This is a genomic window from Betaproteobacteria bacterium (genome assembly GCA_016791345.1).
Lineage (GTDB): Bacteria > Pseudomonadota > Gammaproteobacteria > Burkholderiales > JAEUMW01 > JAEUMW01.
Map to the genome: position 1 here is coordinate 1 of JAEUMW010000009.1, position 8,197 is coordinate 8,197.

An 8,197-nucleotide genomic window follows, 5' to 3' on the forward strand; every position below is an offset into this window, starting at 1 on the left:
GGATATCCGGACGGAACCTGGCCGGGCGCCCGGTAGGGAATGGTCTCTTCAGACCACGCCGGCGCCGCCGTGCAGGCGCCGAGGAGCCACCAGAGGATGGCACGCCGGTTCATGGCCGGGTCGGCACCAGCAGCACCGGAATCCCGGCCATCGAGGCGACTTCGTGCGTCACCGAGCCGAACAGCCGGCCGAGCAGCGAACTGGTCTGATGGGATCCGAGCACGATCAGATCCGCGCTCACGCGGTGCGCCTCGTCGAGCACCAGTTGCGCCGCGTCGTCGCCCTCGCGCACGACGACCTCCGACACGACATTGTCGAACACGCGATCAGGATGAGCCGCGCGCGCTTCGGCAATCAGCGCGTCGATGCAGCTTCGCACGCGCTCGGCACGCTCCTGGTGATAGCGTTCGAGCGCCTCCGCCGGGACGTGGCTGTCGACCTCCACCACCGACTTCTCGCGCTCGTCATCGATCACGCTGACGACATGAAGTCGCGCGTGCAGTTGACCGGCAAGGGGGATGGCGCGGTCGAGCACGGCACCTTCGGTGTCCTCCGGGCTCACCGCGCAAAGCAGGTTGCGCACGTCGGCGCTCATCTCGTCATCCCCGCCTACGGCGCCCGGCCTACCAGCGGCACGACGCCGGTAAGAAGCGCAGCCGCCAGCATCACGAGCGAGGCGGAAATCGACCAGAACAGCGTATAGCGCTGGTGATCTCCGAATTCGATCTCCGACAGTCCCACCAGCAGGTAGGTCGACGCCACCAGCGGACTCAGCAGATGCACGGGCTGCCCCACGATGGAGGCGCGCGCGATCTCGGCGGCACTGATGCCGTAGACCGCGCCGGCCTTGGCGAGGATCGGCACCACGCCGAAGTAGAACGCATCGTTCGAGATGAAGAAGGTGAAAGGGATGCTCAGCAATCCCGTCACCGTCGCGAGATAAGGCCCCATCCAGTCGGGAATGACCGCGATCACGCTGGTGGCGATGGCATCGACCATCTTGGTCCCGGCGAGGATGCCGACGAAGATGCCGGCCGCAAAGATGAGCGAAACCACGGGCAGCACGTTGACCGCGTGCGCAGCAATGCGCTCCTTCTGCTCGTTCAGGGACGGATAGTTGATCATGATCGCGATCGCGAAGGCGATCATGAAAAGCACCGGCAGGGGCAATGCGCCGAGCACCAGCAGGGTGAGCAGGCAAAGCGTGAGCAGCAGGTTCACCCACAGGAGCCTGGGCCGCGCCAGATTCGGATCGGCGCCTTCACCCGTCCCACCCACTGCGCCTGCCGACACCATGGCAACGTCAAGGGCGCCGATGCGCCGGCGCTCGCGCGTGCCGAGCAGATACGCCACGAACAGCACCCAGCATATGGTCAGCACCATTGCCGGGATCATCGGCACGAACACCGCCCCCGGATCGACGCCGAGCGCGCTCGCGGTGCGGGCCGTCGGGCCGCCCCACGGCAGGATGTTGAACACGCCGCCCGCGAGCATGATGACGCAGGCCAATACCAGCCGACTGATGCCGAAGCGCTTGTAGAGCGGCAGCATCGCCGACACCGTCAGCATGTAGGTGGTCGCCCCGTCACCGTCGAGCGAGACGAGCATGGCGAGCACCGTGGTCCCGACCACGATCTTCATGGGATCGCCGTGCACCACGCGCACGATCGCGCGCACCAGCGGATCGAAGAGGCCGACGTCGATCATGATGCCGAAATAGAGAATGGCGAAGGTCAGCATCACTCCGGTCGGCGCCAGGTTCTTGATGCCGGTGAGCATCATCGATCCGAGCTCCTTGCCGAAGCCGCCGACCAGACCGAACGCGATCGGCACCAGGATGAGGGCGACCAGCGCCGGCAGGCGCTTGGTCATGATCAGGAACATGAAGACCGTGATCATCGCGTAGGCCAGGATCGTCAGCATGCCGCACGTCTCCTCTCTCCTTTTCCCGCTTTTCCGGCCTGCGTTCGTGCAGTCGGGCAATCGCGCGAACGCGAACGACAATCGCGGCGCAGTGTAGCAGAGCGCCCTGCCGGAGCAACCGCGGCAGCGGGCACGCCGATCACGGCGGATCGCCGCGATTCCAGTCCAGGATCTGTTTCTCCATCTCCTCCCATGATGCGAATCGGCTTCGGTCGTAGCAGCCAAGCGGACTCGTGCCCGTCCTCCCGACACACTTGTTGCAGTGCGAGCACGGCTTCTCCGGCGCATTCCTGCCGCGCTCGAAGTCGTGCACCAGGTCGGGGTTCGCGATGAGCGCCCGCGCCATGGAAACCATGTCGCAGTCACCCGCGTCGAGCGCCTGCTCGATGAGATCCCGCTCCTGAAACCCGCCGTTCGCGATCACCGTCATCCCCGGCAACGCCTGCTTGAAAGCGCGCGCGAAGTCGAGATTGGCGGCGGACCGGAAGCGCCAGCCGATGCCCAGCAGCCAGCGCCAGAGAAACGCCGGCGGAACGTGCAGCAGCGCAGCGCGGATCGCCGCCTTGCCGGAGAGATGCCGCACCGAGTCGAAGAACATGCGCACTTCGTCGAACGGGAACGCTCCGGGCACGTCGCGCGGGTTCGGGAACCCATACCCTGACACGACATGCAGATAGTCGACGCCGAGGGCCTGCAAGCGCCTGCCGTATTCCAGCATCTGCGGCAGATCGTTCCCCATCCAGCGCGCTCGCGACAGGAACGGCGACGGCAGGCGCGCGAGCGCCAAGGCGAGCGGACTGTAGTTGAAGTCGGCGCCCGACAGCCGGATGCCGAACAGATAATCCGCTCCGACGGCCCGGCGAATCTCGCGGACGATTTCCTCCAGAAAGTGGAAGCGGCGGTCCGCATCCCCCCCCCACTCGTCGTCTCTGCAGTTGATTCCGGGATTCAGGAACTGGTGAATGAGATAACCCTTGGTCGCCGTCACCTCCACGCCGTCGGCGCCCGCTTCGCGCACGCGCCGCGCGGCGGCGGCGTACTCGGCGATCGAGCGCTCGATGTCCGCGGCGCTCATCGACCGCCGCGTGCTGCCGTAGCCGAAGGCGAGATCGAAGCCGGCGGACGAGCTGACGGTGTCCTGCTCCTGCGGGAAGAGACTGGAATACGTCGCATAGCCGGGGTCGCCGATCTGCATGATGAACCTGCAGTCGTTGCCATGCTTTATCTGCGGGATGTACTTCTTCAGATACGGTACATAGTGATCCTCAGCGATCGAGGGATACTGAAAGGGCGACAGCCGCCAGCGGTTGACGTGAAAGGTGGTGGAGATGACGGCGCCGACCCCCGCGTCCGCGAATCGCTTCTCGAAGTTCTTCCACACGTCGGTGACGGTGCCATCGTAATTGCAGCAGCGCCCGCCGACCGAGGACCGCAGAATGCGCTTGCGGAATTCGACCCGGTTGATCGTGAGCGACTGGAAGATGATGCTGCCCGACATGCGTCCGGACCGTTACTCGCCCTGCCCCATCCCCAGCAGCAGCGTCGCGGCGTCGCGCAGGTCGGCCGACTCGAACCCCTCGCTGAACCAGCCGCGGATCTGTGCCAGCGTCTGCGCGGCGCGCGCGGTTTCGCCGCGGCGATCGAGGAGCCGCGCCAGGCTCATCGTTGCGCGCAGCTCCAGCGAACGCGCCCCCTGCCCGCGCGCGACCTCGACCGCCCGCTGCAGGCACGCCGCACCCTCCTCGTCGTGCGCCTGGGCAAGGCGCAGTTCGCCGCGCAGGCGCCACAGCTCCGCCTCCCAGTGGTGTTCACCGTTTCGCTCCATGGCCTGGAACGCAGCGCCCACGGTTGCGAGTCCCTCCTCCACCCGCCCGAGCCGCGCGTAGCCCGATGCGACGATCGACATCGCCCATGGCAGGCCGACACCCGCTTCCTGCGTGCGGAATTCCGCGAACGCGCGCTGCACCTGCTCGATGGCGGCAGCGCACTGATCTCTGGCGATGAGTTCCTGCGCCTTCAACACGCGGGCGCAGCTTTCCAGGTAGCCCAGGCCGTGCTCACCCGCGAGCGTGAAGAGTTCGTGCAGCAGTCGGCCGGCAGCGGTGTACTCGCCGCAGCACGCGCGTGTCGTGCAGGCGAAGAACAACGCCATCCCGAGCGCGAACGGCTGCCCGAGCGCCCGTGCGGCACGCACGGCCCGGTCGCCCATGTCCACGCCACGTTCGGGGTACCCCAGCACCCAGAGCACCCAGCTCAGGTGACACATGGCGTTCACACCCGGGTCGATCTGCACGGCGAGCGCCTTCGCTTTCTGTGCGGTGGGGTCATAGAGCGCGATCGCATCCTCCAGCGCGCGGCGGGCGGTCTCGAACTCGCCCTGCCACGACGACATGCAGCCGAGCATCCAGTAGCCGAGCATCTGCGCCCCGGCGTCGCCGAGACGCTGTCCCAGGGCGACCACGTGCTCGCCTTGCTCACGCGCCACCGCCAGCGCGCCACGCGCGTAGAAGCACGAGAACAACCCCCGCCGCACCTCGATGAGACGCGGAACGTCGTCGAGGCGCTCGCTCAGCACGAGCGCCTCGTCGAAGCACCGCTCCACTTCGGACGCCGCAAACCCCTTCGCGGCACGATAGGCCGCACCTTGCAGGATGAGGAGGTCGAGTTCGAGGCGCTGCCGGTCGCTGCCGTCGGCGAGGGCGCCGACCAGTTCCAGCCCCTTCGCCGAATGCCGCAGTGCCTCGACGTGTGCCGCGCGATCGAGGGCACGCAGCGCGCCTGCCGCCCAATACTTCGCCGCCGGCAGCACCTGGCCGGCCTGCGTGTAATGGTGCGCGACGACTTCCGGCTCGGCGCGGACCCGCTCCGGCTGGGAGGCCTCGATGATCTCGGCAACACGCCGATGCAGGTCCTGCCGCTTGCTGCGCAGCAGGCTCGCGTACGCGGCATCCTGTACCAGCGCGTGCTTGAAGACGAACGCTGCCGGCTGGACACCGCCCGACACGACCTCCGACGAGATCAATCGATCGAGCGCCTCGCCCAGTTCGCGTTCGCCCAGCGTCGACAGCGCCGCCACCATCTCGCGCGGGAATTCGCGGCCGACGACTGCGCCGATCTGTGCGACCTCCTTCGCCTCACCCAGCCGGTCCAGCCGCGCCATCAGCGAATCGTGCAGCGTCGACGGCACCTCGGAGTGCAGCAGACGCGACGACACATCGAGATTGCGCACCGCATCGGACGTGGACACCGTTTTCGTGAACTCCTCGATGAAGAGCGGCACCCCGTCGGTCTTGATGACGATGTGCTCGATCACGTCGCCGGGCAGCCTGGCGGCTCCGGGCAGCCGTCGCACCATGTGCACCGACTGCGCGCGGCTCAGCCGATCCAGCGCGAGCGCGCCGGTGTGCGGCAGGCCGAGCCACGTGAAAGTCCCCGCCGTTCTGCAGGTGATCACGGCCAGCACAGGCAGCCCGCGCGCACTCTCCACCAGCAGGTCGAGAAGCTCGCTCGAAGTCGGGTCGATCCAGTGTGCGTCCTCGAACAACAGCAGGACGGGGGCGCGCAGCGCCGATTCCCGCAAGCGCTCGAAGAGCGCCGCCAGCGTCTTCTGCTTCTGCTGCACCGGCGGCAGCTGCGCCGCCTCCTCACCCGTGCCGGCGGGCACGAACAAGAGCGCGGCGAGCAGCGGGACCGACTGTCGCACCTCCGCACCCGCGTCTGCCAGCAGCAATTCCAGCTTGGCGAGCTTGCGCTCGGCGCTGTCCGCCCGATCGATGCCGGCAGCGCGCTCGAGTTCCTGAATGAACGGATGGAGCGCGCTGTTCGTGTGGTAGGCGGAGCACTGAAAGCGCAGTACGCCGTGCGGCACATCGGCAATACGCTCGACGAGCATCTCGGCAAGGCGCGACTTGCCGATGCCTGCCTCTCCCGTCACCAGCACGACCTGACCCTGGCCGGCCGCCGCGAGCCGCCACTTGTCGACCAGGAGATCGATCTCCTCCGCGCGGCCCACGAACGGCGTGAGACGCCGCGTCCGTGCGGCATCGAAGCGGCTGGCCGCCGTGCTCGAACGCAGCACGCGCCATGCATGCAGCGGCCGGTCGAAACCCTTCAGCTTGTGCACGCCTTCGTCGGTGTAGTCGAAGCGTCCGCCCGCCAGGTCGTGCGTGGCCTGCGCCACGAGCACTGCACCCGGCGGCGCGATGGACTGCAGCCGCGCAGCGAGATTCGGCGTTTCGCCCACCGCTGCGGCTTCCTCTGACGCGCCCTCGCCGATCAGGTCGCCGACCACCACCAGTCCGGTCGCGATGCCCACCCGTACTTGCAAACGCACACCGTGCGGCGGGACGCCGGGCGCACCGCACTGCTCCAGGGCGTCGACGATTTCGAGACCGGCGTGAATCGCCCGCGCGGCGTCGTCTTCGTGCGCATGCGGATAGCCGAAATAGGTGAGGATGCCGTCGCCCATGTAGCGGGCGACGAAACCGCCGAAGCGCCCGACGGCCTGGCGTGTGGTCTCCTGGTAGCCGCAGATGACGTCCCGCAGGTCTTCCGGATCGAGCTCGCGCGATAACGCGGTCGACCCGACCAGATCGCAGTACATCACGGTGAGGTGACGGCGCTCGGGTATGGCGTGCGCGCGCGCGCGCGCTGGATCGTCGACGAGCGCGAGACCGCAATTGCCGCAGAAGCGCTCACCCGGCTCGTTCGCCGCTCCGCACGCGGCGCAGGCGACGGGCAGCGGGGCGCCGCACTGCGCGCAGAAGCGTCTTCCCTCACGATTCCCCGTGTGACAGCGGGGACACTCCATGCCTCTGCCCCCTCCTGTGGAGCATCCTGCGGCGACGCAACGGGCACACCCCGCGCGACGGCGCACGCCGTGCGCGGCCAAGTGCGGAGACCGTGCATTGCCATGGTTACGCGAGCGGTCTAGTGTACGCTGTCTCCGGTGCGATGCACGCCATCGAACCACAACGACATCGGGAGGGCGCTCGCTTGTCCTCGACCGAGGTGCCGTCAGCGGATCGCCTCGTCAACTTCGGTGGCAATCACACCTGGTCCGCGCATTGCCGCCGTCCGCGCGATGACGCCGAAGTGCTCGACATTCTCATGCGCCATCGTGCGGAGCACGTCCGTGCGGTCGGATCGCTCCATTCGTGGAGCGGTGTCGCGCTGACTCCGGGCGTTACCCTCGACATGAGCCTCTTCGACGACGTCCGCTACAGCGCGGGCGCCGGCGTCGTACACGCGGGCGCCGGCTGTACGCTGCAAGCGGTGCTCGATCACCTGCACGCTGGCACCGACCGCACCCTGCCGACCCTGGGCGTCATCAAGCGACAGACCATGGCCGGCGTGATCTCGACGGCCACCCACGGCTCCGGCCGGCCAAGCCTCTCGCATTTCGTCACGGCCGTTCGCGTCGCCACCTATGACGCAGACGGTCTGCCCACGATCGTCGAGCATCGGGACGGTAACGGCCTGCGCGCCGCCCGCTGCAGCCTCGGGTGCATGGGGGTGATTCTGTCCGTCACGATGCGCACCGTTCCCGCATACCGTGTGCGCGAGACGATACGACACCTGAGCCGAATCGAGGATGCCCTCGCGCTGTGTCGGAATCACTCGCTCACGCAGTTCGCGCTGTTTCCTCACGGCTGGGATGTCGTCGCATGGGAGCGCGATGCGCTTCCCGGCGACGGTCCCGGCACCGGCTGGTTGAAAGGACGCGTCTTTCGCATCTTCAACCGGATCGGCATCGACTTCCTGTCTCACGCCCTGCTCAAGCTGTGCATTCTCCTCGGCCCGTGGGCAACGACAGCCCTGATGAAGCTGCTGCCGCGTCTGCTGATCGCCGATGTCGCCCGCATCGACGAGGCCGAACACGTGCTGACGATGCGCCACGACCTCTTCCGGCACGAGGAGATGGAGATGTTCGTGCCGGAGTCGAAAGCGGCAGCGGCCGCCGAGCTGTTGCGCGCGGGGATCGAGGTCTTCGCAGGCGCCGCCGCCGCGATACCCGCGGACCTCGAGCGAGAGCTGCGGGAAGCCGGGCTCTTCGAAGACTTGATGCGAGATCATGGCAGCTACGTGCATCACTATCCGATGCTGTTTCGCCGCGTGCTGCCGGACGACACGCTCATCTCGATGACTTCGTCCTCGACCGAAGCGTGGCTCTCGTTCTCTCTCTTCACCTACCTCGGCCCGCACCGTCGGCAGGCGTACTACGGCATGTGTCGCTGGTTCGCCCGCGCTGCTCACGCCCTGCTCGGCGCGCGGC

Annotated in this window: 5 protein-coding genes; 1 reads left to right on the forward strand and 4 read right to left on the reverse strand. The window is 67.5% G+C overall.

Annotated elements, in window-relative coordinates:
* Positions 1-109 precede the first annotated feature (109 nt).
* From JNK68_00235 to JNK68_00250, 4 genes are all read right to left on the reverse strand, one after another.
* Positions 110-595 carry a universal stress protein gene (locus JNK68_00235; GenBank protein MBL8538774.1) on the reverse strand — a complete coding sequence of 162 codons (486 nt, stop codon included), beginning with the start codon at positions 593-595 and terminating at the stop codon, positions 110-112.
* Positions 596-609: 14 nt separating this feature from the next.
* Positions 610-1,923, reverse strand: a complete 1,314-nt coding sequence (locus tag JNK68_00240) for a CitMHS family transporter (protein MBL8538775.1) — start codon at positions 1,921-1,923, stop codon at positions 610-612.
* A gap of 139 nt (positions 1,924-2,062) precedes the next feature.
* Positions 2,063-3,421, reverse strand: coding sequence for a tRNA-dihydrouridine synthase (locus tag JNK68_00245; GenBank protein ID MBL8538776.1), 1,359 nt, complete (start codon positions 3,419-3,421; stop codon positions 2,063-2,065).
* A 12-nt stretch (positions 3,422-3,433) separates the two neighbouring features.
* The gene (locus tag JNK68_00250; protein MBL8538777.1) at positions 3,434-6,733 is read right to left on the reverse strand and encodes an AAA family ATPase; all 3,300 of its coding nucleotides are present in this window, start codon (positions 6,731-6,733) and stop codon (positions 3,434-3,436) included.
* 185 nt (positions 6,734-6,918) lie between these two features.
* On the opposite strand from JNK68_00250, the gene JNK68_00255 reads away from it, so the two are divergent.
* Positions 6,919-8,197 (forward strand): FAD-binding protein (locus tag JNK68_00255; GenBank protein ID MBL8538778.1); only part of this gene is annotated, 1,279 nt, incomplete at its 3' end.

What these genes read in the sequence shown, in the direction of transcription:
- JNK68_00235 (MBL8538774.1), bottom strand. Translation starts at nt 595, where the DNA reads ATGAGCGCCGACGTGCGCAACCTGCTTTGCGCGGTGAGCCCGGAGGAC.
- JNK68_00240 (MBL8538775.1), bottom strand. Translation starts at nt 1,923, where the DNA reads ATGCTGACGATCCTGGCCTACGCGATGATCACGGTCTTCATGTTCCTG.
- JNK68_00245 (MBL8538776.1), bottom strand. Translation starts at nt 3,421, where the DNA reads ATGTCGGGCAGCATCATCTTCCAGTCGCTCACGATCAACCGGGTCGAA.
- JNK68_00250 (MBL8538777.1), bottom strand. Translation starts at nt 6,733, where the DNA reads ATGGAGTGTCCCCGCTGTCACACGGGGAATCGTGAGGGAAGACGCTTC.